Raw genomic sequence first — 23,926 nt, forward strand, 5'->3', positions numbered from 1 at the left:
GGGACGTCAGCTGTCCCGTTCGAGCTTGAACCGCCAGATGCCCTTCACGCCCTGGGTGCCGTCGCCGAGCTGGGCGACGGTGATGGTGACGCTCTTGGACATGGTGGTCTGCCCGGTCTGCGCGTTCTGCTGCGCGAAGAGCGTGTCGCTGTCGAAGCTGCGGTACGTCTCCTTGCTCGCCTCGGCCATGACCGGGTTGTTGGCGATCAGACCCCAGCTGGAGTCGGCGATCTCCGGGTCCACCCCGATCCGCACCTTGTCCCCGGCGCCCACCTTGACGGTCTCGGTGGGCTTGGCGGACAGGCACTTCTTGAACGTGCTGGAGCCGAGGTTCTTTCCGTCGCCGAAGCAGCCCTTGCTCGCTTCCGCCGTCACGGTGCTCGAACCGACCGTCACCGTCGCGAGCGGAGTCGGCTTGTCGCAGGCGGAGAGGGCGATGAGCCCGAGGGCAACGGCGCAGGCGGCGGTGGTGGCGCGGCGGCCCTTGCCCCTGGAAAACAGCGCAGCGGTCATGCGGGCAGGCTATCGGGCCCTTCCGGCCGCCCGGCGCCGGGGTGGCGCATTCGCGGCGCCCGCCCTCACCCGCCCGTACGGACTTCCGCCTGCCCGTACGGACCGGGGGCGTCACGCCGCCCGTACGGACCGGTGGCGGCACGCCGCCCGTACGGACCGGGGGCGTCATGCCGCCCGTACGGACCGGTGGCGTCACGCCGCCCGGGGGTGCGCGGCGGTGCCCCGGGCCGCGGACAGCAGCCCACGGACGCTCACGGCCGCGCCCAGGGCGATCATCGCCGCGGCGGCCGCCATGCCCGCCACCCCGCTCAGAGGCAGCGAGATGCCCACCGCGCCGCCGACCACCCACGCCATCTGCAGGGTGGTCTCGGAGCGGGAGAACGCCGACGTGCGGACCTCTTCCGGTACGTCCCGCTGGATCAGCGCGTCCAGCGACAGCTTGCCCAGCGCCAGGGAAATGCCCGCGGCCGCGGCCACCGCGGCGACCGTCACCGTGCCGTACAGCACCGCCGCGACGACGGTCACGCCGAGGGCCGAGGTCAGCACCACGGCGATGATCCGCTCCGGGCCGCGCGCCCGCAGCCAGGCGCCGATCGCCGTGCCCAGCGCGTTGCCGCCGCCCGCCGCTACCGCGACCAGGCCGAGCGAGAACTCGGGGGACAGCCCGCCCACCGGATGCTCGCGGAGCAGGAACGCGAGGTAGAGGGTGAGGAATCCGGACAGCGCCTTGAGCGAGGCGCAGGCCTGGAGGGCGTGCAGGACGGACGGGCCGACCGTCCGCAGCCCGGGCTTCCTGCCGCGCTCGGCCCACCCCCCGGCGACCCCCCGGCCGAAGCCGAGCATCCCGCCGAACCGCCGCCCGGCGCCGGCCCGCCCGCCACCGAACCGCCCGGCGCTGCCGGACCGCCCGGCGCTGCCGGACCGCCCGGCGCCCGGGCCCGGGTTCGCGGTGTCGCCCGGTTTCGGGTCGGCGACCGTCACCACCGTCGGCGCCTTCGCGGGCACCGCCTTCGGCGCCGCCGCGCGGTGCCCGAAGGGGTGCTCGCCCGATGTCAGCCGCGCCTTCGCCTCGCCCTTCGACGAATCCACCTTGTGCGGCAGGGTGAAGGACAGGAACGCCCCGCCCATGAAGATCACGAATGCCCCGTACAGCGGCCAGCCCGGCCCCAGCTGATGCAGCCCGGCGCCCACCGGGGCCGCCGCCCCGGTCGCCAGCAGCCCGGCCAGGGTCACCCGGGAGTTCGCCTTGACCAGCGAGAAGCGGGGCGGCAGCAGCCGCGGCACGACGGCCGATCTGACGACCCCGTACGCCTTGGACGCCACCAGCACGCCCAGCGCCGCCGGATACAGCTCCAGGCCGCCGCCCACCACCGCGCCCGCCATGGTCAGTGCGAGCAGCGCGCGGGCCAGCATCGAGCCCGCCATCGCCGCGCGGCGGCCGTGCGGGATACGGTCCAGCAGCGGGCCGACCACGGGCGCGAGCACGGCGAACGGGGCCAGCGTGATCGCCAGGTAGAGGGCGACCCGGCCGCGCGCCTCGTCCGTCGGCACCGAGAAGAAGACCGTCGAGGCGAGCGCGACCGTGATCAGCATGTCACCGGCCGAGTTGACCGCGTGCAGCTCGATCAGCTTGCCGAGCCCGGACTCGCCCGCCCCGTGGGCGTGGGTGGCTCGCCGGATGCCGCGGCCGGTCGCGGTGAACGGCAGATGGAGCGCGCGGCCGAGCAGACGGCCCGATCGTCTGATCGGACCGCCGTCGTGGAACCGCATGCCTGCCACCCGACCATGGTGCCGCCAAGCCGCCCGCAACGTGAGACCTACGACGGCTTTCCGGCCATGACTCTCTCTTCTTCTACTCGCGCAAACCCTTCTGGCCAGCGAAAACAACCATCCGGTGGGTGGGTGCACGAACGCCGGACATGAGACGGGGGTGGGGGCGGCGCGGCCGGACAAGGTAGCGTGCGTTACGCGCCATCCACGGTCGTTCCTGGCCATGCGCCGAGTCGCCATCCCGCAGAATGGGACGTACAAGGTGCGCCCGAGGCCGGATCGGGTGCGGACGTCGACGCGGTCCTACGGTCCGCTCCGTCCGCAGTCCCGCCGTCCGGCCGTACGGCTGGCGCACTCGTCAGACGACGGCTGAGACGGCGTGGAAGAGAGAATCGATCCTGTGAGTGCTGCGATGCGGAGCCGTACCCCAGACCGCCTGTGCGCCGAGGCGGTCGAACTCGCCCGCGAGGCGGCGGCGGAAGCGGCCCACCCGGGGACGGTCGGCGAGCACGTGGGCGCGATCGCCGAGGGCGACCGCGTCGTCACGCATTTCTTCGAGAGCGCCGAGGCGGGCTATCGCGGCTGGCGCTGGGCGGTCACCGTCACCCGTGCCTCCCGCGCGAAGATCGTCACCCTGGCCGAGACCGTGCTGCTCCCCGGCCCCGACGCGCTGCTCGCGCCGGAGTGGGTGCCGTGGAGCGAGCGGCTGCGCCCCGGTGACATGGGCCCGGGCGATCTGCTCCCCACCGAGGCCGACGACCTGCGCCTGGAGCCCGGCTACTCGGGCGAGGACATCCCGCCGCCCAACTCCGCCGTCTCCGAGGAGATGCAGCAGCTCGCGGCGGTGGAGGAGGCCGATGTCACGGCCGGTCCGCCGTCCGCCCAGTCGGCCGTGCCCCGCACCGGCACCATCGCGGCCCTCGCCGAGGAACTGGGCATGCGCCGCGCCCGGGTGCTGTCCCGCTACGGGCTGCACGTCGCCGCCGACCGCTGGGACGAGGCGTACGGCGCCAAGTCCTCGATGGCGCAGGCGGCCCCCGGCACGTGCGTGACCTGCGGCTTCCTGATGCCCCTCGCGGGCTCGCTGAAGCAGGCGTTCGGTGTGTGCGCCAATGAGTTCAGCCCGGCGGACGGCCGGGTCGTCTCCCTGGCGTACGGCTGCGGCGCCCACTCCGAGGCGGCCGTCATGCCCAAGCCCCCGCGCCCGGCCGCGCCGGTGGTCGACGAGACGGTCGTCGAACCGATGCCCCTCCACCCGGACCGTACCGGCGGCTCCGTGGAGCCGGACGCCCCGGCGGAGGAGCTGGGCCACTCCTGAGCCCTCCCGGGACGACCTGCGCCCGCGCCGGTCGTCCCGTCGTGCCCGCCCCGCCTGCCCCGCCGCGTTGGCCATGTCCGCCGCGTTCGCCGCGTTCGCCGCGCTCGCCGTGGGAGGGCGGAACGCGTGCGTGCCCGCGATAGGGGTACGTTCGCGGTCTAGCAATGTGGAATGTGGGGGCACCCACAGGACCCGGAGGCGATACGTGAGCAGCACGGCGATGGTGCGAGGCGCGACCGAGGACGTGGACCCCTTCGGGACCGCGCGGCTGCGGCGCGGCGTGCTGGACGCCTGGGCCGCGTCGCCCGCCCGCTTCCGGGAGGACGCCAACGCGGAGGAGGACCTGGCGCTCGGCGGCCACCGGGACCGGCTGGTCGTGGAGCTGGCCCAGAACGCGGCCGACGCCGCCGCCCGCATCGGCGCCCCCGGGCGGTTGCGGCTGACGCTGCGCCCGGCGACCGACGGCGAACCGGCCGTGCTGGTCGCCGCCAACACCGGCGCCTCGCTGGACGCCGCCGGGGCCGAGTCGCTGTCCACGCTGCGCGCGTCCGCCAAGCGGGACGAGGACCCGGGGCGGGCCGTGGGCCGGTTCGGCGTCGGCTTCGCGGCGGTGCTCGCGGTGAGCGACGAGCCCGCCGTCGTGGGCCGTTCGGGCGGGGTGCGCTGGTCGCTGGCGGAGGCTCGCGAACTGGCCCACAAGGCGGCGCTGCGCAGCCCCGGCCTCGCCGACGAGCTGCGCCGCCGCGACGGTCACGTACCGCTGCTGCGGCTGCCGCTGCCCGCCGAGGGCTCCGCGCCCGAGGGGTACGACACGGTCGTGGTGCTGCCGCTGCGCGACGGCGCCGCGCTGGACGTGGCGGAGCGGCTGCTGGCGGCGGTGGACGACGCGCTGCTGCTGACCCTGCCGGGGCTGGCCGAGGTCGTGGTCGAGACGGCCGAGGGCGTACGGACGCTGCGGCGCCGCGAGGAGGGCCCCTACGCGGTCATCGAGGACGAGACCGCCGGGACGGGCAAGACGGGCCACAGCGACACAGCCGACACAGCCGACACAGCCGACACAGCCGACGCGGGCGATACAGGCGACGGGAGCGGCGCGGCCGGGGGCGCCAAGGACCGCCGTACGACGCGCTGGCGCACCGAGCGCGCGAGCGGCCGGCTGGACCCGGAGCTGCTCGCCGACCGCCCGGTGGAGGAGCGGCTGCGCCCGGTGTGGTCGGTGACCTGGGCGGTGCCGGTGGATGCCGAGGGCGCGCCGGTGCGGCCCGCGACGGCGCCGGTCGTGCACGCGCCGACGCCGACCGACGAGCCGCTGGGGCTGCCCGCGCTGCTGATCGCCTCGTTCCCGCTGGAGCCGACCCGCCGTCACACCGCGCCCGGCCCGCTCACCGCATTCCTGGTGGAGCGGGCGGCCGAGGCGTACGCGACGCTGCTGCGCGACTGGCATCCGGTGGGGACGGGCACGATCGGCCTGGTCCCGGGCCCGCTGGGCAAGGGCGAGCTGGACGGGGAGCTGCGGGCGCGGGTGCTGGAGCGGCTGCCGCGGGTGCCGTTCCTGCCGAGCGCGGCCGCGCCGGACACGCTCGAACCGGAGGCGGCGGCGCCGGACGCGGACGCGGGCCTCGGCCGGGACGCCGCGATCCTCGCGCGCGGCACCTTCGAGGGCGAGCCGTACGCGCTGCGCCCCCGGGACGCGGAGATCGTGGAGGGTGCGGGCGCGGAGACCGTGGAGGTGCTGGCCGAGCTGTTCCCGACGCTGCTGCCCGCCGGGCTCGAGCGGCGGCAGGAGCTGCGGGTGCTGGACGTGCCCCGGGTGCCGCTGGGCGAGGTGATCGACCGGCTGGCGGGCGTCGAGCGCGCCCCGGTCTGGTGGCGGCGGCTGTACGACGCGCTGGCCGGTACGGACCCGGACCGGTTGAGCGGGCTGCCGGTGCCGCTGGCGGACGGCCGGACGACGATCGGGCCCCGGCAGGTGCTGCTGCCGCTGCCGGGAGACGTAGACGGAGGGGACGGAGGGGACGGCGGGACCGGCACGGAAGGCGGCGGGGGAGAGGGCGGTGAGACCGGCGAGGGCTCGGCGGGCGAGACCCACCGCACCCTGGCCCGCCTCGGCCTGAAGGTCGCACATCCGGAGGCCGCGCATCCGCTGCTGGAGAAGCTGGGTGCGACCCCCGCCACCCCGCGCGCGGTGCTGACCACCCCGCAGGTGCGGGCGGCCGTGGCGCATTCGCTGGAGGCGGAGGACGCTTACGACCCGTATCCGGAGGAGGGCGCGGGGCTCGGTGCCGCGCTGGACCCGGACACCCTGGCCGACACGGTGCTCGGCCTCGTCCAGCAGGCCCGGCTGGCGCCCGGCGACGAGCCGTGGCTGGCCGCGCTCGCGCTGCCGGACGAGGATGGCGAGCTGGCGCCCGCCGGTGAGCTGGTCTTCCCCGGCGGCGCCTTCGAACAGGTGATGCGAGAGGGCGAGCTGGCCGCGTGCGACGCGGACCTCGCCGAGCGCTGGGGCGAGGAGCCGCTGGCCGCGGTCGGCGTGCTGGCCGGTTTCACCCTGGTCCGGGCGACCGACGTGGTGCTGGACCCGGACGAACTGGAACCGCGCGAGGGTGACTTCGCCGAGCCGGACGACGTCGGCGTGCTGGACGCCGTGGACGTGTGGTGCGAGGACGCGCTGGACCGGCTGCCGGAGACCCCGGTGCCGCCGGTGGCCACCGAGATCGTCGCCGTGCGCGACCTGGACCTGGTGGACGACGACGCCTGGCCGCGCGCCCTGGCGATGCTCGCCCAGCCGCCGCTGCGCGATGCCTTGACCGCGCCGGTGCGCGTGCTGCTGCCGGACGGCACGACGGAGTCGGTGCGCTCGTACACCGCGTGGTGGCTGCGTGGCCACCCGGTGCTGGACGGCCGCCGCCCCGCCGGGCTGCGCGCGGCCGGCGGCGATCCGCTGCTGGCCGGGCTGTACGAGGCGGTGGACGCGGCCGGGTTCGAGGACGAGCAGGTGCTGCGGGCGCTCGGCGTGCGGACCTCCGTGGCGGCGCTGCTGGACGAGCCGGGCGGCGCGGCCGAGCTGCTGGCCCGGCTGGCCGACCCGGACCGCCCGGTGACCCCGGCCCAGCTGCACGCGCTCTACGGCCTGCTGGCGGACCTCGACCCCGAGCAGGTGACCCTGCCGGACGAGCTGCGCGCCGTGGTGGACGGCGAGCCGCGGGTGGTCGACGCGGACGGGGTGCTGGTCGCCGACGCGCCGGACCTGATGTCGCTGGCCGAGGCGGACGGCCGTGCCCTGCTGCCGGTGCGCCCGGCGCGGGCGGCGGAGCTGGCGGAGCTGTTCCAGGTGCGGCTGCTGAGCGAGGCGTACCCGGCCCCGGTGACCTCGCGGGGCGAGACGCACGACGTCCCGGCGGCGGTCCGGGAGCTGCTTCCGGACGCGCCGCTGTCGTACGTCGAGCACGAGGAGCTGCTGATCGAGGGCGGTACCGAGCTGGACTGGCGCTATGTGAACGGCACCCTGCACGCCTCGACGGTGGAGGGCGTGGCGGCGGGCCTGTCCTGGGCGGCGGGCCACTGGGCCCGCCGCTTCGAGGTGGCGGCCCTCCTGGAGGACCTCACCCGCACCGAGGAACTGGCCCGGGCCCGCTGGTTCGACTAGTGCCGCGTCAGCCAAGGTTTGCCCGGTAGCGAGGCGTCCTGGTGCGGTCAGATGCAAGGCGCCGGATCGGCCTCGTAGTGGGCCTACTCGGTCGATTCGGCAACGCCGCAGGTGGCCGTGCCAGGGCGGCGAGCGGGGTGAACCTTGGCTGACGCGGCACTAGGGAAGATTTCGTCCGGGCACGAATCCAGGGCTACGGCTTGCGGGCCACGCCCGCGTAGATCCACAGGTCCAGGGCCTCCGCCGAGGTCCTGGCCTCTTCGCTCTCGGGGCGCCACCGGTGCGGCATGACCACGCCGGGTTCGATCAGCTCCAGGCCGTCGAAGAACGACTGGATCTCCTCGTGGGTGCGGCCCTGGACGTGGATGCCGCTGGCCCGGTAGAGCCGGGTGACCGCTTCGGAGACCTCGTTACGGGGGTCGAGCGCGCCGTGGGAGAGGACCAGATAGCTGCCGGGCGCCAGGGGCTCGATCAGCTGCCGCACGATGTCGTGCGGTTTCTGCTCGTTCGCGATGAAGTGCAGCACCGCGTTGAGCGACAGCGCGACCGGTTTGCTCAGGTCGAGCGTGGCGTGCAGCTCGTCGGCGGCCAGGATGGCACGCGGGTCGGTGATGTCGGCGTGCATGTAGGCGGTGCGGCCCTCGGCGGAGGAGAACAGCAGGGCCTGGGCGTAGGCCAGCACGATGGGATCGTTGTCCGCGTAGAGGATCCGCGCGTCCGGGGCGGCCTTCTGGGCTATCTGGTGCAGGTTGGGCTCGGTGGGGATGCCGGTGCCGATGTCGAGGAACTGCCGGATGCCCGCCTCGGTGGCGAGCCAGCGGGTGGCCCGGTGCATGAAGGACCGGTTGGCGCGGGTCCACGGTTTGACGTCGGGCCAGACGGCCTCGACCTGCCGGGCGGCCTCGGTGTCGACCTCGTAGTGGGTCTTGCCGCCCAGGAAGTAGTCGTACATGCGCGCCGAGTGCGGCTTGCTGGTGTCGATTTCGTCGCTGCGAAAACGGTGGCCGGTCATACCGCGCATGTTACTGATCGGTTGACCAGAAGAGGTGACGTCCCATCAAAAACGGGCCGATGTGAAGCTCCGGTGATGTTGTGAAAGGCCGGTGAAAATCGTACAGTTGCGCAACACTCGGCTCCGAGTTCGCGTCGGCGTCCATCTCGACGCAGGTCAACGCACCGGAGCCGTCTTCATCTTGTGGGGGATGCAGATGCGCAAGCGCATGACCTGTGCCGTGCTCGCCACCGCGACCGCGGCGGCTCTCGGGGGGCTCGCCGTTCCGGCGGCGCACGCGGACGGTTCCGGCGACACGGAGGTCACCAAGGTGGCCGTGGGCAACGCCGTCCTCGGTACCTCGGGCGCCAAGACCTTCACCGTCTCGGTGACGGCGAAGGACGACTCGGGCATCCAGGGTGCCGATGTGTACCTGGACGGCCCGTCGTACGGGTACGCGACCCCGACCGGCGCCGTGAAGTGCGCCGCGGCGGCCGACGACCCGACCACCTCGACCTGCGAGGCGACCTTCACCCTGGACCCGCGGGTCGACTTCGTCGACAACAGCGTCGCGGGCCGGTGGTACGCCAATGTCTGGATCGACGCCAAGGACGGCGACTACCTGAGCGCCGACAAGGCCGGGTCCTTCGCCGTGCGGCGCGCCGCGAAGCTGACCGCCGACGCCGCGCCGGAGCCGGTCGGGAAGGGCGAGACGATCACGATCACCGGCGCCCTGACCCGGGCCAACTGGGAGACCGGCACGTTCGCGGGCTACACCGTCCAGCCGGTGACGCTTGAGTTCCGGAAGGCGGACAGCTCCGCCTACACCGCCGTCAAGACGGTGACCTCCGGCAGCCGGGGCGCGCTCAAGACCACCGTGAAGGCGGCCCAGGACGGCTGGTTCCGCTGGAACTTCGCGGGCACCGGCACGACCCCGCCGGTCAAGGCGGGCGGCGACTACGTGGATGTGAGGTAACACACGGCATGACGGCGCGGGGCGCGGTTCAGCCGGTGTCGCTCTCCGGGGAGCGCCGGATGGCCGCGTCCCGCGCCCGTACGTACCAGATGCCCAGCAGCCCGAGCCCGCCGCCGGTCAGGCAGGTCCACAGCCACCACAGATGGCCGTGGTCGGCGTACCAGCCGTAGAACGGGAGTTGGGCGAGGAAGAGGACGAACCACACGATGGTGCCGCCGGTGATGGTGGCGACGACGTTGCCTTCCAGGGGTGCAGGCGCTTCGTGCCGGGGTGTCCACTTCGTCATGGGTCCAGCTTACGGGGGTGCTGGTCGGGGCCTCGGCGGCGCGGTGGGCGTGGGAGGGCCGGGGCGCGGCACGCGGTTTGGCGATCCGCGATTTATATATTCATACTGAACCGTTCTGGGTCCGGGTGGAATGTCCTGTGCGATCCTCCAAGAGGCCCGCTTCACGAGTTCACCACCACTGGGGTCCGTCCATGTCTCCCTCGGCCAGCGAGCCGGTCGATGCCGCACAGCAGGCACCGACACCGCCCATGAACCACCCGCCCTTCCTCGACAGGTTCTTCAAGATCAGCGAGCGCGGTTCCTCCCCGTCCCGGGAGATCCGCGGCGGTCTGGCCACGTTCTTTGCGATGGCGTACATCATCGTGCTGAACCCGATCATCCTCGGATCGGGTCAGGACATGTACGGCCACCATCTGGACAACGGCCAGCTGGTCACCTCGACCGCCCTGATGGCGGGCCTGACCACGCTGCTCATGGGCGTCATCGGCAACGTCCCGATCGCCCTCGCCGCCGGCCTCGGTATCAACGCGGTCGTCTCGCTCCAGCTCGCGCCCAAGATGAGCTGGCCGGACGCGATGGGCATGGTGGTCCTCGCCGGTGTGGTGCTGATGGTCCTGGTCGCCTCCGGGCTGCGGCAGCGGGTGATGGACGCGATCCCCGGCGGGCTGCGGCGCGCGATCGCGATCGGCATCGGCCTGTTCATCGCCCTGATCGGCCTGGTCGACTCCGGCTTCGTCACCCGTAACCCGGACGCGGCGCACACCACCGTTCCGCTGGGCCTCGGCATCGAGGGCAAGCTCCAGGGCTGGCCCGTGCTGATCTTCGTGGCCGGTCTCGCGCTCACGTTCGTCCTGGTCGTCCGCAAGACCCGGGGCGCGATCCTCATCGGCATCGTGGTCATGACGCTGGCCGCGATCGCGATCAACGCCGTCACCTCCACTCCGGACGCGAACTGGGGTCTGACCGTGCCCGACGTGCCGGACACCCTGGTGGCGACCCCGGACTTCGGGCTCGTGGGCCAGATCAGCCTCTTCGGCGGATTCCACAAGGTCGGCGTCCTCACCGGCTGCCTCTTCGTCTTCACCGTCCTGCTGTCCGGCTTCTTCGACGCGATGGGGACGATCATCGGTGTCGGCGAGGAGGCCGGGCTGACGGACGAGCGCGGCCAGCTGCCCGGGATGGGCCGGATCCTGATGGTGGACGGCGTCGCGGTCGCGGGCGGAGGCTTCGGCTCGGCCTCCGCGAACACCTGCTTCGTGGAGTCCACGGCGGGTGTCGGGGAGGGCGCGCGCACCGGCCTCGCCAACGTGGTGACCGGCGGTCTCTTCCTGCTCGCGCTGGTCTTCACCCCGCTCGCGAAGGTCGTCCCGTCGCAGGCCGCGACCCCCGCGCTGGTGGTCGTCGGCTTCATGATCATGGCGGCGAACGTCAAGGAGATCGACTGGAGCGACGCCACGATCGCGGTCCCGGCCTTCCTGACCATGATCTCGATGCCGTTCACCTACAGCATCACCAACGGCATCGGCCTCGGCGTGCTGTCGTACCTGCTGCTGCGTGTCGCGACCCGGCGGGTCCGGGACATCCCGTGGCTGCTGGCCGCCGTGGGGCTGTGCTTCCTGGTCTACTTCCTGCTCCACCCGATCGAGCAGGCGCTCGGCGTCGTGTGATCCGGTGTGCCGGTGCCCTGGCTCACTCGTATGGGTGAGTGAGCGAGGACACCTGTATCGAGGTTTTTATTAGGCGAGGTAATGAGTTATGCTAAAGACCATGCCGGATCCGTCCCGTCTGCCGTCGTCCACGACGGAGGCGCCCCTCGATGACGCGGCCGCGGTGAGCGCTCTGCGGTCAGCAGTGATGCGCTTGTCGCGACGGCTGAAGCATCAGCGCGTCGACGAGTCGCTGAGCCCCACGGAGATGTCGGTGCTGGGCATCCTCGCCGGGTGCGGCTCCGCCACCCCCGGCGAGCTGGCCCGCAAGGAGCACGTCCAGCCGCCGTCGATGACCCGCATCGTGGCCCTGCTGGAGGCCAAGGGACTGGTCAGGCTGGAGCCGCACCAGGAGGACCGGCGGCAGAAGGTCGTGTCGCCGACCGAGCGGGCCGAGGTCATGCTCGGAGAGAGCCGGCGCAAGCGCAACGCCTGGCTGAGCGAACTGGTCGGGCAGCTGTCCGAGGACGAGTGGGAGAGGCTGCGCGCCGCCGCGCCCGTCCTGGAGAAGCTCGCGCACATGGAGTGAGACAACCGAGCAGCCAGGAGGCGAACGAGCTTGAGTACGGGACCCGGAGCAGACTCCGCACCCGCACCGCACACCGACTCCCTTTCCGCCGACACCACGGCGGCCCCCGAAAAGGGCGGCATGTTCCGCTCACTCAGGGTCCGCAACTACCGGCTCTTCGCGACCGGTGCCGTGATCTCCAACACCGGCACCTGGATGTCGCGGATCGCCCAGGACTGGCTGGTTCTGAGCCTCACCGGCTCCTCCACCGCGGTCGGCATCACCACCGCGCTGCAGTTCCTGCCCATGCTGCTCTTCGGCCTGTACGGCGGCGTGATCGCCGACCGGTACCCCCGGCGGAAGCTGCTGCTGGTCACCCAGGCCGCGCTGGGCCTGTGCGGTCTGGCGCTCGCCGCCCTCACCCTGAGCGGACACGTCCAGGTCTGGCACGTCTACCTGATCGCGTTCCTGCTGGGCATGGTCACCGTCGTCGACAACCCGACCCGTCAGGTCTTCGTCAACGAGATGGTCGGCCCCCGCGACCTGCGCAACGCGGTCAGCCTCAACTCCGCGAACTTCCAGTCCGCCCGGCTGATCGGCCCCGCCGTCGCCGGTGTCCTGATCACCGCGGTCGGCAGCGGCTGGGCCTTCCTCATCAACGGCCTCTCCTTCGGCGCCCCCCTCATCGGCCTGCTGCTGATGCGCACAGGTGAGCTGCACCCGGTCAAGCGCGCGCCGCGCGGCAAGGGCCAGCTGCGCGAGGGCCTGGCCTACGTCGGCCGCAACCCCGATCTGCTGTGGCCGATCGTCCTCGTCGGCTTCATCGGCACCTTCGGCTTCAACTTCCCGATCTGGCTCAGCGCCTTCGCCGACGATGTCTTCCACGCCGGGCCCGGTACGTACGGCCTGCTCAACACCCTGATCGCGGCCGGTTCGGTCACCGGCGCCCTGCTCGCCGCCCGCCGCGTCACCACCCGCCGCCGGCTGCTGGTCGGCGCGGCGCTGCTGTTCGGCGTGCTGGAGGTGGCCGCCGCGGTGACCCCGTACTTCTGGCTCTTCGCCGCGCTGATGGTGCCGGTCGGGATCTTCAGCCTGACCTTCAACGTCACGGCCAACTCCAGCGTCCAGCTCGCCACCGACCCGGCGATGCGCGGCCGGGTGATGAGCCTGTTCATGATGGTCTTCGTCGGTGGTACGCCCATCGGCGGCCCGCTCATCGGCTGGGTCACCGACACCTGGGGCGCCCGGGTCGGCTTCGCCTTCGGCGGGCTGATCTCGGCCGCCGCCGCGGTCGGGGTGGGCCTCGCCCTGGCCCGCGCGGGCGGCCTCCGCCTCAAGGTGGATCTGCGCCGCGGCCATCCGCATGTGGCCTTCGTGCCGCGGGTGCCGGAGGAGCGGCTGGCTCCGGCGGCGTGACGGCCGCCGGGCCGCTGCCCGTGCGGGCGCGGTTTCGGGGCGGGCCGGGCCGGGGGAAGCCTCATCCGATGAGACTCTTCGCCGCCGTCCTGCCCCCCGATCCGGTCCTGACCGAGCTGGGGGCACGGGTCGACGCACTGCACCGGCTGCCCGGCGCGGACGCCCTCCGCTGGACCGAGCGCACCGGCTGGCACCTCACCCTGGCCTTCTACGGTGAGGTCAGCGACGACGTCCGCCCCGAGCTGGCGACCCGGCTGGCCCGCGCCGCCCACCGCCACCATCCCCACCGGCTGCGGCTGGCGGGCGGCGGCCGGTTCGCCGACCGGGCCCTGTGGGCCGGCGTGGAGGGCGATCGCACCGTCCTGCGGGGGCTCGCCGACTCCGCGGCCGCGGGGGCCCGCCGCGTCGGGATCGACGTGAACCACGAACGCCCGTACCACCCCCACCTGACCGTCGCGCGCAACCGCTCCACCACCGGCCTCGCGCCGTTCGCCGAGGGCCTGACCGGCTTCGCGGGCCGCGACTGGACAGTGCGGGAGCTGAGCCTGGTCCGCAGCCATCCGCCGGCCCCCGGAGTGCCCGGGGCGCAGCCGCGGTACGAGGTGGTGGCGGCCTGGCCGCTGGGCGGCTGAGCGGCCCGGCTAACCTCGGGGTGTGGACCCGAAGACCAGAAACATGATCATGAGTGGTGCCCTGGTGATGATCCTCGTCGTGGTGGCCGTCGCGGCCGTCTTCGGAGGATGAGCCGCCGGGGTGGAGACCCGCACCGGCAGGGGGTGTGACCGCACACGGTCACACCCCCTCCGTACGGCGGTACGGACACGGCTACCAGGCGAACGCCTCCGGCGTCGGCCCCGGGCCGGGGAAGATCTCGTCCAGCCCGCTCAGTACCTCGTCGCTCAGCGTCAGCTCGGACGCCCGTACGGCCGAGGCCAGCTGCTCGGCGGTACGCGGCCCCACGATGGGACCGGTGACCCCGGGGCGGGTCAGCAACCAGGCCAGGGCCACCTCGCCGGGCTCCAGACCGTGCTTGTCGAGCAGGTCCTCGTAGGCCTGGACCTGCTCGCGCACGGCCGGGTTCTTCAGCGCGTCCGCGGCGCGCCCGCCCGAGGTGCGGGCACCGGCGCCGCCCTCCCGCTCCTTGCGGATCGCGCCGCCGAGCAGCCCGCCGTGCAGCGGGGACCAGGGGATGATGCCGAGGCCGTACTCCCGCGCGGCCGGGATCACGTCCATCTCGGCGCGCCGCTCGGCCAGGTTGTACAGGCACTGCTCGCTGACCAGGCCGTAGGAGTTCCGGCGCCGGGCCGTCTCGTTGGCCTGGGCGATGTGCCAGCCCGCGTGGTTGGAGGACCCGACGTAGAGGATCTTGCCCTGCTGGACGAGGACGTCGATGGCCTGCCAGATCTCGTCCCACGGGGTCGCGCGGTCGACGTGGTGGAACTGGTAGAGGTCGATGTGGTCGGTGCCCAGCCGCTTGAGGCTCGCGTCCACGGCCCGGCGGATGTTGAGCGCGGAGAGCTTGTCGGTGTTGGGCCAGGGCTCGCCGTCGGCGGCCATGTTGCCGTACACCTTGGTGGCGATGACGGTCTTCTCGCGCCGTCCGCCGCCCTTGCCGAACCAGCTTCCGACGATTTCCTCGGTGCGGCCCTTGTTCTCGCCCCAGCCGTACACATTGGCGGTGTCGAAGAAGTTGATGCCCGCGTCGATCGCGGCATCCATGATCGCGTGGCTGTCGGCCTCATCGGTCTGCGGGCCGAAGTTCATGGTGCCGAGGACCAGTCGGCTGACCTTGAGGCCGGTACGTCCGAGCTGCGTGTACTCCATGCCCCCAGCCAATCCCTTGGAGTGCGCTCTAATCAAGGGCCGCCCCGGGCCTGCCGGTCGCTGTCTGTCCGTCGCTGCCTGCCGGGCGCTGGACGCCGTATTCCGGAAAGTCTGGAGGCCCGCTTTTTGGCCCCCCGTCGCGGTCAAAAAGCGGGCTACCAGAATCTCCGGAATGGTGGTTGTTCTCAGCGTCCGGAGCGGGTCTTCATGAATCCGAGGACACCGAAGACCAGAATCATCAGGGCACCGGCGAGGGCGATGTAGATTCCGGGCCCGGGAGTGAGGTCGTACAGCTTCGCGGCCTGCTCCGCCGCCTTTTCGGCGACCTTCGCGGACACCCCTTCCTCGTCCTGCAGCTTCTGGGCGAGCAGGCGCTCGGGGGACGCGATGTTGATGGCGAGGACGATCGCCGTGGCGACGCCGGTGGCCGCGCCGATCAGGTAGACCACGCCCTTCCTGGTGGCCAGTGCGGCGAGCATGAGCACCGCCCCGGCCAGGGCGATGATCAGCGTGATGATGCCGTCGCCGTCGATGCCCTTGACGCCCCCGTCGGCCGCGTCGGAGGTCGACACCACCCAGTTCACACAGGAGCCGGCCAGCGCGAGAAGTGCGCCGACGGCCCCGAGCACCGCGAACTTCTTCGGCGGTGCGGCCGCCGTGCCTCCGGCCGGGGTGCCGGCGGAATGCATCGGCGGTGGCGCGGTTTGCGCATCAGAGGAATGGCTGTATTCGCTCATGGGTAGAAACCGTAGAGGCGGCCATTCTGGAAAGCAATGCCCCCGTCCGCTATGCCGTCAATGCCCGATAAATTTCCGGCGCAGATAATCCCCGGATGGATTCAAATAATCCGCGGGTTATTTACCCGGCCCGGTCGCCACGAATGATTTACGTACGTTATCGGCCCGTGATTCTTCCCGTGATTCATGAGGCGGTCCGGCCGCGCCACCGTGCCCCGGCGGCCGTATCGCGCCGTTCGCGCCCCGCCGGGATGGCAGGCTTGGGCCCATGCGTCCGCTTCCGTACGTCCTCGGTGCCGCCGTGCTGGCGGCTCTGCCCGTCGCCACCCCCGCTCCCGCGGTGGCCGACGACTCGTCCCCGTCCTCGTTCACGATCGAGGACCCCCGCATCACCGAGTCCAGCGGGCTCGCCGCGAGCCGGGCCCACCCCGGCGTCTACTGGACGCACAACGACAGCTCGGACGGGGCGTACGTCTACGCCGTGGACAGCAGGACCGGAAAGACGGTCGCCCGGGTCACCCTGCGCGGCATAGGACGCCCCCGGGACGTGGAGGCCATCTCGATAGGCCCCGACGGCAATGTGTACGTCGGCGACATCGGCGACAACCTCGGCGGCACCTGGCCGCACGTATGGATCTACCGCTTCCCCGAGCCCAAGGTCCTCAAGGACACCACGGTCACCGCCACCCAGTTCACCGTCCAGTACCAGGGCGGGCCGCGCAACGCCGAGGCGATGATGGTCCACCCGAAGACCGGCCGGGTCTACATCGCCAGCAAGAGCGACGACGACCCCGGGCTGTACGAGGCGCCCGCCACGCTCTCCCCCCAGGGCACCAACGTCTTCCGCCGGGTCGCCGGCCTCGACATGGAGGTCACCGACGGCGCCTTCGCCCCGGACGGCAGCAGGCTGGTGCTCCGCGGCTACTTCTCGGCCTCCGAGTACCGCTGGCGGAACGGCAAGCCGCGGCCACTCCAGGAGCTCAAGGACGAGCCGGGGCTGCCGCTCCAGCGCCAGGGCGAGTCGGTGACCTTCACCCCCGACGGCGGCACCCTCATGTACGGCACGGAGGGCCCGAGCAGCAAGGTCACCGCGGTGGACCTCGGCGGGGAGCTGCTGCCGGACGCGACCGCGAAGAAGCAGAAGAAGGACGGGGAGTACTCCTCGCGCCCCGACGGCAAGCGGCAGAGCTCCGAGGCCGAGAAGAACGGCAACCTGGTGAAGGCCGCGCTCACCTTCGGCGGCGCGCTGGTGCTGTTCCTCGGGCTGCGGCGGCTGGTCCGCCGCCGCCCGTCGTCGTAGGAGCCGAGCACGGTACGGGCCCGGGGCGATACGCCCCGGGCCCGTACTCCTTCGGTCTTCTCCGGACCGCTTCAGGCCGCTTCAGTTTTCTTCAGCCTTCTGCGGACCGCTTCAGCCTTCTTCAGCCTTCTTCAGGTCGCTTCAGACCGCTTCAGGCCGCCTCGGACCGCACGCCTCACAGGTGCTCGATGACGTAGTCCACGCAGGCGGTCAGCGCCTCGACATCGGCCGGGTCGACGGCCGGGAACATCGCCACCCGCAGCTGGTTGCGGCCCAGCTTGCGGTACGGGTCGGTGTCCACGATCCCGTTGGCGCGCAGCACCTTGGCGATCGCGGCGGCGTCGATGTCCTCGTTGAAGTCGATCGTGCCGATGACCTGCGACCGCTTGGCCGGGTCGGTGACGAACGGGGTGGCGTGCTTGGACTCCTCGGCCCAGCCGTACAGGGTGCGCGAGGAGGTGGCGGTGCGCCGCACGGCCCAGTCCAGGCCGCCCTGTCCGTTGATCCACTCCAGCTGGTCGTTGAGCAGGAAGAGGGTCGCGAGCGCCGGGGTGTTGTACGTCTGGTTCTTCAGCGAGTTGTCGATCGCGGTCGGCAGCGAGAAGAACTCCGGGACGTGGCGGCCGGAACCGTGGATCCGGGCGGCGCGCTCCAGCGCGGCGGGGGAGAAGACCCCGATCCACAGGCCGCCGTCCGAGGCGAAGGACTTCTGCGGCGCGAAGTAGTAGACGTCCGTCTCGGCGATGTCCACGGGCAGACCGCCCGCCCCGGACGTGGCGTCGACCAGCACCAGCGATCCCTCGTCGGCCCCGGCCACCCGCTGGATGGGCATCGCGACACCGGTCGAGGTCTCGTTGTGGGTGAGGGCGTAGACGTCCGCACCCGCCTCGGCGCGCGGCTGCGGGTGGGTGCCGGGGTCGGAGGAGATCACGGTCGGCTCGTCCAGCCACGGCGCGAGCTTGGCCGCCTTCGCGAACTTCGACGAGAACTCGCCGAAGGACAGGTGCTGGGACTTGTTGTCGATCAGGCCGTGCGTCGCCACGTCCCAGAAGGCGGTGGAGCCGCCGTTGCCGAGGATGACCTCGTAGCCCTCGGGGAGCTGGAACAGCTCCCGCACGCCGTCGCGGACCTTGCCCACCAGGTTCTTGACCGGGGCCTGCCGGTGGGAGGTGCCCAGCAGGGAACTGCCGGTCGCCGCGAGGGCACTGAGTGCCTCGGTACGCACCTTGGAGGGGCCTGCGCCGAAGCGACCGTCGGCGGGCTTGATGTCTTCGGGAATCCGGATCTCAGCCACGCCCGCAGCCTAATCCGTCCCAACCCGGCATTCAGCGGGGAGTCCATTCGCTGAGACGATCCGTCCACGGAAGGGGACCGTGAGCGGCCTCATGTTGACACCGGCGCCCCGGAGCCTCCCGTGCACAGTGATCCATGATCATGGTCTTGCGGCACAGTGTGGGCGTATCCATCGGGCCCCTCGCCGTGGACCATGGGGACATGGCTGAGCACGAGGCAGACGAACTGGAGCAGGCGCTGCGCCGAGCCGTCCGTGGGGACGTCTCCTTCGACGCGGCGAGCCGGGCCCTGATGACCATGGACGCGTCGAACTACCGGCGCGTGCCGGCCGGTGTCGTCGCGCCGCGCGACGCGGACGACGTGGCGGGCGCGCTGGCCGTCTGCCGGGAGCGCGGGGTGCCGGTGGTGGCGCGCGGCGGCGGCACGTCCATCGCCGGGCAGGCCACCGGGCTCGGCGTCGTCCTGGACTTCACCCGCCACATGCGGCGCATCGTCTCCCTCGACCCGGAGCGGCGAACCGCCGTCGTCCAGCCCGGCGTGATCCTCGACGAGCTGCGGACCGCCGCGGGCGCGCACGGCCTGACCTTCGGCCCCGACCCGTCCACCCACAGCCGCTGCACCCTCGGCGGCATGATCGGCAACAACTCGTGCGGCTCGCACTCGGTCGCCTGGGGCACCACCGCCGACAACGTCCGGGAGCTGGACGTCCTGACGTACGGCGGTGAGCGGGTCCGCGCCGCCCAGGGGCTCGACGCGCTCCCCGCCCGGCTCCGCGACGGCATGCGCTCCCTCGCCGGTGACCATCTGGCGCTGCTGCGCACCGGCTTCCCCGAGCTGCCCCGCCGCATCTCCGGCTACGCCCTGGACGAGCTGCTGCCCGAGAAGAACGCCGACGTGGCCCGCGCCCTCACCGGCAGCGAGGGCACTCTCGGCGTGCTCACCGAGGCGACCGTGCGGCTCGTCGAGGCGCCCGCCGCCCGGGCGCTCGCCGTGCTCGGGTACCCCGACGAGTCCGCGGCGGCCGAGGCCGCGCACACGCTGCTGCCGTACGGGCCGCTCACCGTCGAGGGCATGGCCGCGGACCTGGTCGTGGGCGCTTCGGGGCTGCCCAAGGGCGGTGCCTGGCTGTTCGTGGAGGTCGGCGGCGCGGGGCGCGAGGAGGCGTACGCCCGCGCGGAGGAGATAGCGCGTGCCGCCGCGCACGCCACCACCGACCACACCGTGGTCGCCGACCCCGCCGGGCAGCGCGCGCTGTGGCGGGTCCGCGAGGACGCCTCCGGCACCGCCACCCGCATGCCGGACGGCAGCGAGGCCTGGCCCGGCTGGGAGGACTGCGCGGTGCCGCCCGCCCGGCTCGGCGCCTACCTGCGCGACTTCCGCGCCCTGCTCACCCAGCACGGGCTGCGCGGCACCCCGTACGGGCACTTCGGCGACGGCTGCATCCACGTCCGCATCGGCTTCGACCTGATGCGCGAGGCCGGGGTGCGGGTCTTCCGCGACTTCTCCACCGACCTCGCCGACCTCGTCGTCGCCCACGGCGGCTCGCTCTCCGGCGAACACGGCGACGGCCTGGCCCGCGCCGAGCTGCTGCCGCGCATGTACGGGGACGAGATGGTCGGGCTCTTCGGCCGCTTCAAGGACCTGTGGGACCCGGCGGGCGGCCTCAACCCCGGCGTCCTCGCCCGCCCCCGCCGCCTCGACCAGGACCTGCGCTTCGACGTTCTGCCGCGCCGCCCGGTCGACGTCGAGTTCGGCTACCCGCACGACGGCGGCGACTTCTCGGCCGCCGTGCGCCGCTGCGTCGGCGTCGCCAAGTGCCGCAACGAGGCGGTGTCCGGCGCGAGCGTGATGTGCCCCTCGTACCGCGCGACCGGCGAGGAACAGCACTCCACCCGCGGCCGCGCCCGGCTGCTGCACGAGATGCTCGCGGGCGAGGTGGTGCGCGACGGCTGGCGCTCGGAGGAGGTACGGGACGCGCTCGACCTGTGCCTGTCCTGCAAGGGCTGCCGCAGCGACTGCCCGGTCGGGGTGGACATGGCCACGTACAAGGCGGAGTTCCTGCACCACCACTACGAGGGCCGGGTGCGCCCCGCCGCCCACTACGCGATGGGCTGGCTCCCGGTCTGGCTCCGGGCGGCCGCCCTCCTGCGGGCGGCCCCGGTGGCCAACGCGGCGTCCGGCGTCGGCTTCCTGTCCGCCGTGGCCAAGCGCGCGGGCGGCATCGCCCCCGAACGCGACATCCCCGAGCTGGCCCGCGAGCCGTTCACCCGGTGGTGGCGCGGCCACGCGCGCGGTGTCCCCCGCGGTCCGGAGACGGGCCGCACCGTCGTGCTCTGGCCGGACACCTTCACCAACTACCTCTCCCCCTCGGCCGGCCAGGCGGCGGTACGCGTACTGGAGGCGGCCGGGCTACGGGTCGTCGTACCCCCCAAACCCGTCTGCTGCGGCCTGACCTGGGTCTCGACCGGCCAACTCGACCGCGCCCGCGCGGTCATGCGGCGCACCCTGGACGTCATGGCCCCGGCCCTGGACGCCGGTCTGCCCGTCGTCGGCCTCGAACCCAGCTGCACCGCCGCCCTGCGCACCGACCTCCCCGAACTCCTCGGCCCCGACGACCCCCGCGCCGCCCGCCTCGCCGACTCCGTGCGGACCTTCGCCCAGACCCTGGAGGAGTACGCCCCCGACTGGCAGCCCCCGAAGGTCGACCGCCCGGTCGTCGGCCAGACCCACTGCCACCAGCACGCCGTCCTCGGCGACGCCGCCGACCGTCGCCTGCGCGAACGCGCGGGCCTGACCGGCGAGCTGAGCGGCGGCTGCTGCGGCCTGGCGGGCAACTTCGGCTTCGAGGCGGGCCATTACGACGTCTCGGTGGCCTGCGCGGAAGACCAGCTGCTGCCGTCCGTGCGCAACGCCGAGGAGAACGCCGAGGTCCTGGCCGACGGCTTCTCCTGCCGCACCCAACTGGACCAGCTCGACGGCGGACGCCCGGCCCGTCACTTGGCCGAGGTCCTGGCGGAGCGGCTGCCCCGGCGGTGATGACCCCGGCGCTCTCCTCAGCCGAGGGCGATGTCGTTGGACCGTGACTCGACGGCGTCCAGTGCGGCCAGTGTGGCGTCGTCGAGCTCGATCTCCCCGACGGCGATGTTCGCCTCCAGGTGGCCGGCGTCCGCGGTGCCCGGGATGAGCAGCGTGTTCGGCGCGTGGTGGAGCAGCCAGGCGAGGCCGATCTGTGCGGGGGTGCGGCCGAGGGACCGGGCGGCGGCGGTGACGGCCGGGGCGTCGCTCACCTTGGGCAAGCCGGGGATGGCGCCGCCGAGCGGGAAGAACGGCACCCAGGCGATCCGCTGCTCGGCGCAGAGCCGCAGCAGCTCCTCGTCCTCGCGCGACACCAGGCTGTAGGCGTTCTGGACGCAGGCGATACCGGCGGGAAGGGCCCGGCGCAGTCCGTCCGGGGTGACGGCGCTCAGGCCGATCGCGCCGATCTTGCCCTCGTCCCGCAGCGCGACCATCACGGCGAGCTGATCGTCGAGGTCGACCACCTGGCCGCCCTCGGCCCGCACGCCCGGCCCGGTGTCCGTGCGGCGCAGGTTCACCACCGGTATCCGGTCGAGGCCGAGGGATACGAGGTTGTCCTCGACGCTCGCCCGCAGCTCCTCGGGCCGCTGGGCGAGACGCAGCGGAGGGGTGCCGCCCGGGTCCGGGTCGGCGCCGACCTTGCTGACGATCAGCACGCCGTCCTCGGGGCGCAGCGCGTCGCGGATGACCCCGTTGACGAACCCGTTGCCGTAGAACTGGGCGGTGTCGACGTGGTCGACGCCGAGTTCGACCGCGCGGCGCAGGAGTGCGATCGCGGCGTCGCGGTCGGCGCGCAGGCGTTCGAGTTGCATCGCGCCGTATCCGATGCGGGAGACCGTGTGGCCTCCGAGGGTGCCGGTCCCTCCGGCGCGCGGGGCGCCGGTGGCCGTGAGCTGGGGCGAGGGAGTGCTGCTCGTGGTCATGGGGGAGATCCCCTCCGCATGAGACGATAAGGAAGCGGAGGAAGCTCCGCTTCATCGACTGTAGCACTTTTACCGGAGGTGCCTCCGCTTTGGATTCCGACGCCACCACAGGAGCCGGTCCCGGAGGGAAGCCGCGCGGCGCCCGCGCCCCCCGTGCCGACGCACTGCGCAACCGCGACAGGCTCGTCCGGGTCGCCCGGGCCGCGTTCGCGGCCGCCGGCGGTGCCGTCACGCTCGAAGGCATCGCCCGCGAGGCCGGTGTCGGCATCGGCACGCTGTACCGGCACTTCCCGACCCGCGAAGACCTGGTGGAGGCCGTGTACGCCGCCGAACTCGACGACGTCACCGGCAGCGTTCCCGCCCTGCTCCACGAACTTCCGCCGGACGCGGCGCTCCGGGCGTGGATGGAGCGCTACGCCGCGTTCGTCGCGACGAAGCGCGGCATGCTCGACACGCTCCGGGCGGGGTGGGCCTCGGGGCGGATCGCCACGCCGGCCACCCGGGAGCGCGTCACCGCCGCCATTGCCGCGCTCCTCGCCGCCGGATCCGAAGCCGGCTCACTCCGCGCCGACGTCGAACCGGAGGATGCCGTTCTGATGCTGATGGGGATCTTCCTCGCCGCCGGGACCGTCGACAGCGCCCCCGAGCAGACCGGACGGCTGATCGACCTCGTCATGGACGCGCTGCGGCCGACGGCGGCCGACTGACCCCCGGCCGCGGCGCGTTCGTGCCCCACCGGATGGGGCTCGGCCGTCCGAAAATCATGCAAGCACGCTTGATTGTTTTGTGCCGCGCTGCCACGCTCGCTCCCGACGCTCCGCACCATCGCATCACGACCGGGAGTCCCGCGTGTCCGAGACGGAAGCTCTGCTCGCCGAACTGCGCGCCGAAGGAGAGGAGTTGGACGGCCTGGTGGCCGGGCTGTCCGACGCGGCGTGGGCCGCGCCGACGCCCGCCGCCGGGTGGACCATCGCGCACCAGATCGCCCACCTCGCCTGGACCGACGCACGGGTGGTGCAGGCGGCGGAAGATCCCGAGGGGTTCGCGGACGAGGTGCGGAAGGCCTTCGCCGCGTCGGAGCGGTTCGTCGACGAGGGCGCGGAACGCGGGGCGGCCGACGCGCCCGCCGTGCTGCTGCGGCGGTGGCGGGAGGGGCGGGAGCGGCTGACGCGGGTGCTCGCCGCGCAGCCGCCGGGCGCCCGGCTCCCGTGGTACGGGCCGCCGATGAGCGTCCTGTCGATGGTGACGGCCCGGCTCATGGAGACCTGGGCGCACGGTCAGGACGTGGCGGACGCGCTGGGGGTGCGCCGTACGCCGACCGCCCGGCTGCGGCATGTGGCCCGCATCGGCGTACGGGCCCGGGGGTACGCCTACGCGGCGCGCGGGCTGGAGCCGCCGGCCGAGGAGTTCCGGGTCGAACTCACCGCCCCGGACGGCAAGATCTGGACGTACGGCCCCGAGGACGCGGCCCAGCGCGTCACCGGTCCTGCGCTCGACTTCTGCCTCCTGGTCACCCAGCGCGCCCACCGCGACGACCTGGCCGTACGGGCCGAGGGGCCCGACGCCGACCACTGGCTGAACATCGCCCAGGCCTTCGCCGGACCACCGGGCCCGGGCCGGAAGCCGGGCGGGGGCGCCGCGTGA

At 72.9% G+C, this 23,926-nt stretch carries 19 protein-coding genes; 11 read left to right on the plus strand and 8 right to left on the minus strand.

The window, feature by feature from the left end; translation table 11 throughout:
* Positions 1–6: 6 nt before the first annotated feature.
* Positions 7–513, minus strand: a complete 507-nt coding sequence (locus ASC60_RS03980) for a hypothetical protein (protein ID WP_055546630.1) — start codon at positions 511–513, stop codon at positions 7–9.
* Between the two features lie 192 nt (positions 514–705).
* A complete protein-coding gene (locus tag ASC60_RS03985) occupies positions 706–2,292 on the minus strand; it encodes an MFS transporter (protein ID WP_234356768.1) in 1,587 nt (528 codons plus the stop codon).
* Positions 2,293–2,683: 391 nt separating this feature from the next.
* Here ASC60_RS03985 and ASC60_RS03990 point away from each other — a divergent pair, with 391 nt between their 5' ends.
* Positions 2,684–3,601 carry a DUF3027 domain-containing protein gene (locus tag ASC60_RS03990; protein ID WP_055546634.1) on the plus strand — a complete coding sequence of 306 codons (918 nt, stop codon included), beginning with the start codon at positions 2,684–2,686 and terminating at the stop codon, positions 3,599–3,601.
* Between the two features lie 220 nt (positions 3,602–3,821).
* Entirely contained in the window at positions 3,822–7,247 is a 3,426-nt protein-coding gene (locus ASC60_RS03995) for a sacsin N-terminal ATP-binding-like domain-containing protein (RefSeq protein WP_055546635.1), read from the plus strand.
* Positions 7,248–7,440: 193 nt separating this feature from the next.
* Here ASC60_RS03995 and ASC60_RS04000 read toward each other — a convergent pair whose 3' ends face one another.
* Positions 7,441–8,259: an SAM-dependent methyltransferase gene (locus ASC60_RS04000; RefSeq protein ID WP_055547225.1), complete on the minus strand. Its 819-nt coding sequence runs from the start codon at positions 8,257–8,259 to the stop codon at positions 7,441–7,443.
* Between the two features lie 196 nt (positions 8,260–8,455).
* On the opposite strand from ASC60_RS04000, the gene ASC60_RS04005 reads away from it, so the two are divergent.
* Positions 8,456–9,214 (plus strand): hypothetical protein, encoded by a 759-nt coding sequence (locus ASC60_RS04005; RefSeq protein ID WP_055547227.1) that lies wholly within the window; start codon positions 8,456–8,458, stop codon positions 9,212–9,214.
* Positions 9,215–9,242: 28 nt separating this feature from the next.
* On the opposite strand, the gene ASC60_RS04010 is transcribed toward ASC60_RS04005, so the two are convergent.
* Positions 9,243–9,500 carry a DUF2530 domain-containing protein gene (locus tag ASC60_RS04010; protein ID WP_055546637.1) on the minus strand — a complete coding sequence of 86 codons (258 nt, stop codon included), beginning with the start codon at positions 9,498–9,500 and terminating at the stop codon, positions 9,243–9,245.
* 191 nt (positions 9,501–9,691) lie between these two features.
* Between ASC60_RS04010 and ASC60_RS04015 the strand changes: the two genes are divergently transcribed.
* The 4 genes from ASC60_RS04015 to thpR all read left to right on the plus strand — a co-directional run bounded on the left by ASC60_RS04015 (position 9,692) and on the right by thpR (position 13,762).
* A complete protein-coding gene (locus ASC60_RS04015) occupies positions 9,692–11,167 on the plus strand; it encodes an NCS2 family permease (protein ID WP_055546639.1) in 1,476 nt (491 codons plus the stop codon).
* A gap of 100 nt (positions 11,168–11,267) precedes the next feature.
* A complete protein-coding gene (locus ASC60_RS04020) occupies positions 11,268–11,735 on the plus strand; it encodes a MarR family winged helix-turn-helix transcriptional regulator (RefSeq protein ID WP_055546641.1) in 468 nt (155 codons plus the stop codon).
* A 30-nt stretch (positions 11,736–11,765) separates the two neighbouring features.
* Entirely contained in the window at positions 11,766–13,130 is a 1,365-nt protein-coding gene (locus ASC60_RS04025) for an MFS transporter (RefSeq protein ID WP_055546643.1), read from the plus strand.
* 68 nt (positions 13,131–13,198) lie between these two features.
* Positions 13,199–13,762: an RNA 2',3'-cyclic phosphodiesterase gene (gene thpR, locus ASC60_RS04030; protein WP_055546645.1), complete on the plus strand. Its 564-nt coding sequence runs from the start codon at positions 13,199–13,201 to the stop codon at positions 13,760–13,762.
* A gap of 193 nt (positions 13,763–13,955) precedes the next feature.
* Here thpR and ASC60_RS04035 read toward each other — a convergent pair whose 3' ends face one another.
* Both ASC60_RS04035 and ASC60_RS04040 read right to left on the minus strand, forming a co-directional pair.
* The gene (locus ASC60_RS04035; RefSeq protein ID WP_055546647.1) at positions 13,956–14,954 is read right to left on the minus strand and encodes an aldo/keto reductase; all 999 of its coding nucleotides are present in this window, start codon (positions 14,952–14,954) and stop codon (positions 13,956–13,958) included.
* Between the two features lie 185 nt (positions 14,955–15,139).
* Entirely contained in the window at positions 15,140–15,643 is a 504-nt protein-coding gene (locus ASC60_RS04040; RefSeq protein WP_055546649.1) for a Trp biosynthesis-associated membrane protein, read from the minus strand.
* 316 nt (positions 15,644–15,959) lie between these two features.
* Here ASC60_RS04040 and ASC60_RS04045 point away from each other — a divergent pair, with 316 nt between their 5' ends.
* Complete coding sequence (locus ASC60_RS04045; RefSeq protein WP_055546651.1) at positions 15,960–16,991, plus strand: hypothetical protein; 1,032 nt, start codon at positions 15,960–15,962, stop codon at positions 16,989–16,991.
* A 175-nt stretch (positions 16,992–17,166) separates the two neighbouring features.
* Here ASC60_RS04045 and serC read toward each other — a convergent pair whose 3' ends face one another.
* Positions 17,167–18,285, minus strand: coding sequence for a phosphoserine transaminase (gene serC, locus ASC60_RS04050; RefSeq protein WP_055546653.1), 1,119 nt, complete (start codon positions 18,283–18,285; stop codon positions 17,167–17,169).
* Positions 18,286–18,485: 200 nt separating this feature from the next.
* Between serC and ASC60_RS04055 the strand changes: the two genes are divergently transcribed.
* Positions 18,486–21,320, plus strand: a complete 2,835-nt coding sequence (locus ASC60_RS04055; protein ID WP_055547229.1) for an FAD-binding and (Fe-S)-binding domain-containing protein — start codon at positions 18,486–18,488, stop codon at positions 21,318–21,320.
* Between the two features lie 17 nt (positions 21,321–21,337).
* Here ASC60_RS04055 and ASC60_RS04060 read toward each other — a convergent pair whose 3' ends face one another.
* Complete coding sequence (locus tag ASC60_RS04060) at positions 21,338–22,282, minus strand: aldo/keto reductase (protein WP_055546655.1); 945 nt, start codon at positions 22,280–22,282, stop codon at positions 21,338–21,340.
* A gap of 89 nt (positions 22,283–22,371) precedes the next feature.
* On the opposite strand from ASC60_RS04060, the gene ASC60_RS04065 reads away from it, so the two are divergent.
* Together ASC60_RS04065 and ASC60_RS04070 are read left to right on the plus strand one after the other, a co-directional pair.
* Positions 22,372–22,989, plus strand: a complete 618-nt coding sequence (locus ASC60_RS04065; protein ID WP_055546657.1) for a TetR/AcrR family transcriptional regulator — start codon at positions 22,372–22,374, stop codon at positions 22,987–22,989.
* A gap of 142 nt (positions 22,990–23,131) precedes the next feature.
* Positions 23,132–23,926: a TIGR03084 family metal-binding protein gene (locus ASC60_RS04070; protein ID WP_055546659.1), complete on the plus strand. Its 795-nt coding sequence runs from the start codon at positions 23,132–23,134 to the stop codon at positions 23,924–23,926.

The organism is Streptomyces sp. NBRC 110028, assembly GCF_001417735.1.
In the GTDB taxonomy this organism is placed as follows: domain Bacteria; phylum Actinomycetota; class Actinomycetes; order Streptomycetales; family Streptomycetaceae; genus Streptomyces.

Coding starts and splice junctions, on each gene's coding strand:
- ASC60_RS04040 (WP_055546649.1), bottom strand. CDS start 15,643: ATGCATTCCGCCGGCACCCCGGCCGGAGGCACGGCGGCCGCACCGCCG.
- ASC60_RS04045 (WP_055546651.1), top strand. CDS start 15,960: ATGCGTCCGCTTCCGTACGTCCTCGGTGCCGCCGTGCTGGCGGCTCTG.
- ASC60_RS04005 (WP_055547227.1), top strand. CDS start 8,456: ATGCGCAAGCGCATGACCTGTGCCGTGCTCGCCACCGCGACCGCGGCG.
- ASC60_RS03995 (WP_055546635.1), top strand. CDS start 3,822: ATGGTGCGAGGCGCGACCGAGGACGTGGACCCCTTCGGGACCGCGCGG.
- ASC60_RS04010 (WP_055546637.1), bottom strand. CDS start 9,500: ATGACGAAGTGGACACCCCGGCACGAAGCGCCTGCACCCCTGGAAGGC.
- ASC60_RS04000 (WP_055547225.1), bottom strand. CDS start 8,259: ATGACCGGCCACCGTTTTCGCAGCGACGAAATCGACACCAGCAAGCCG.
- ASC60_RS04020 (WP_055546641.1), top strand. CDS start 11,268: ATGCCGGATCCGTCCCGTCTGCCGTCGTCCACGACGGAGGCGCCCCTC.
- ASC60_RS04015 (WP_055546639.1), top strand. CDS start 9,692: ATGTCTCCCTCGGCCAGCGAGCCGGTCGATGCCGCACAGCAGGCACCG.
- ASC60_RS04060 (WP_055546655.1), bottom strand. CDS start 22,282: ATGACCACGAGCAGCACTCCCTCGCCCCAGCTCACGGCCACCGGCGCC.
- ASC60_RS03980 (WP_055546630.1), bottom strand. CDS start 513: ATGACCGCTGCGCTGTTTTCCAGGGGCAAGGGCCGCCGCGCCACCACC.
- ASC60_RS04055 (WP_055547229.1), top strand. CDS start 18,486: ATGGCTGAGCACGAGGCAGACGAACTGGAGCAGGCGCTGCGCCGAGCC.
- thpR (WP_055546645.1), top strand. CDS start 13,199: ATGAGACTCTTCGCCGCCGTCCTGCCCCCCGATCCGGTCCTGACCGAG.
- ASC60_RS04035 (WP_055546647.1), bottom strand. CDS start 14,954: ATGGAGTACACGCAGCTCGGACGTACCGGCCTCAAGGTCAGCCGACTG.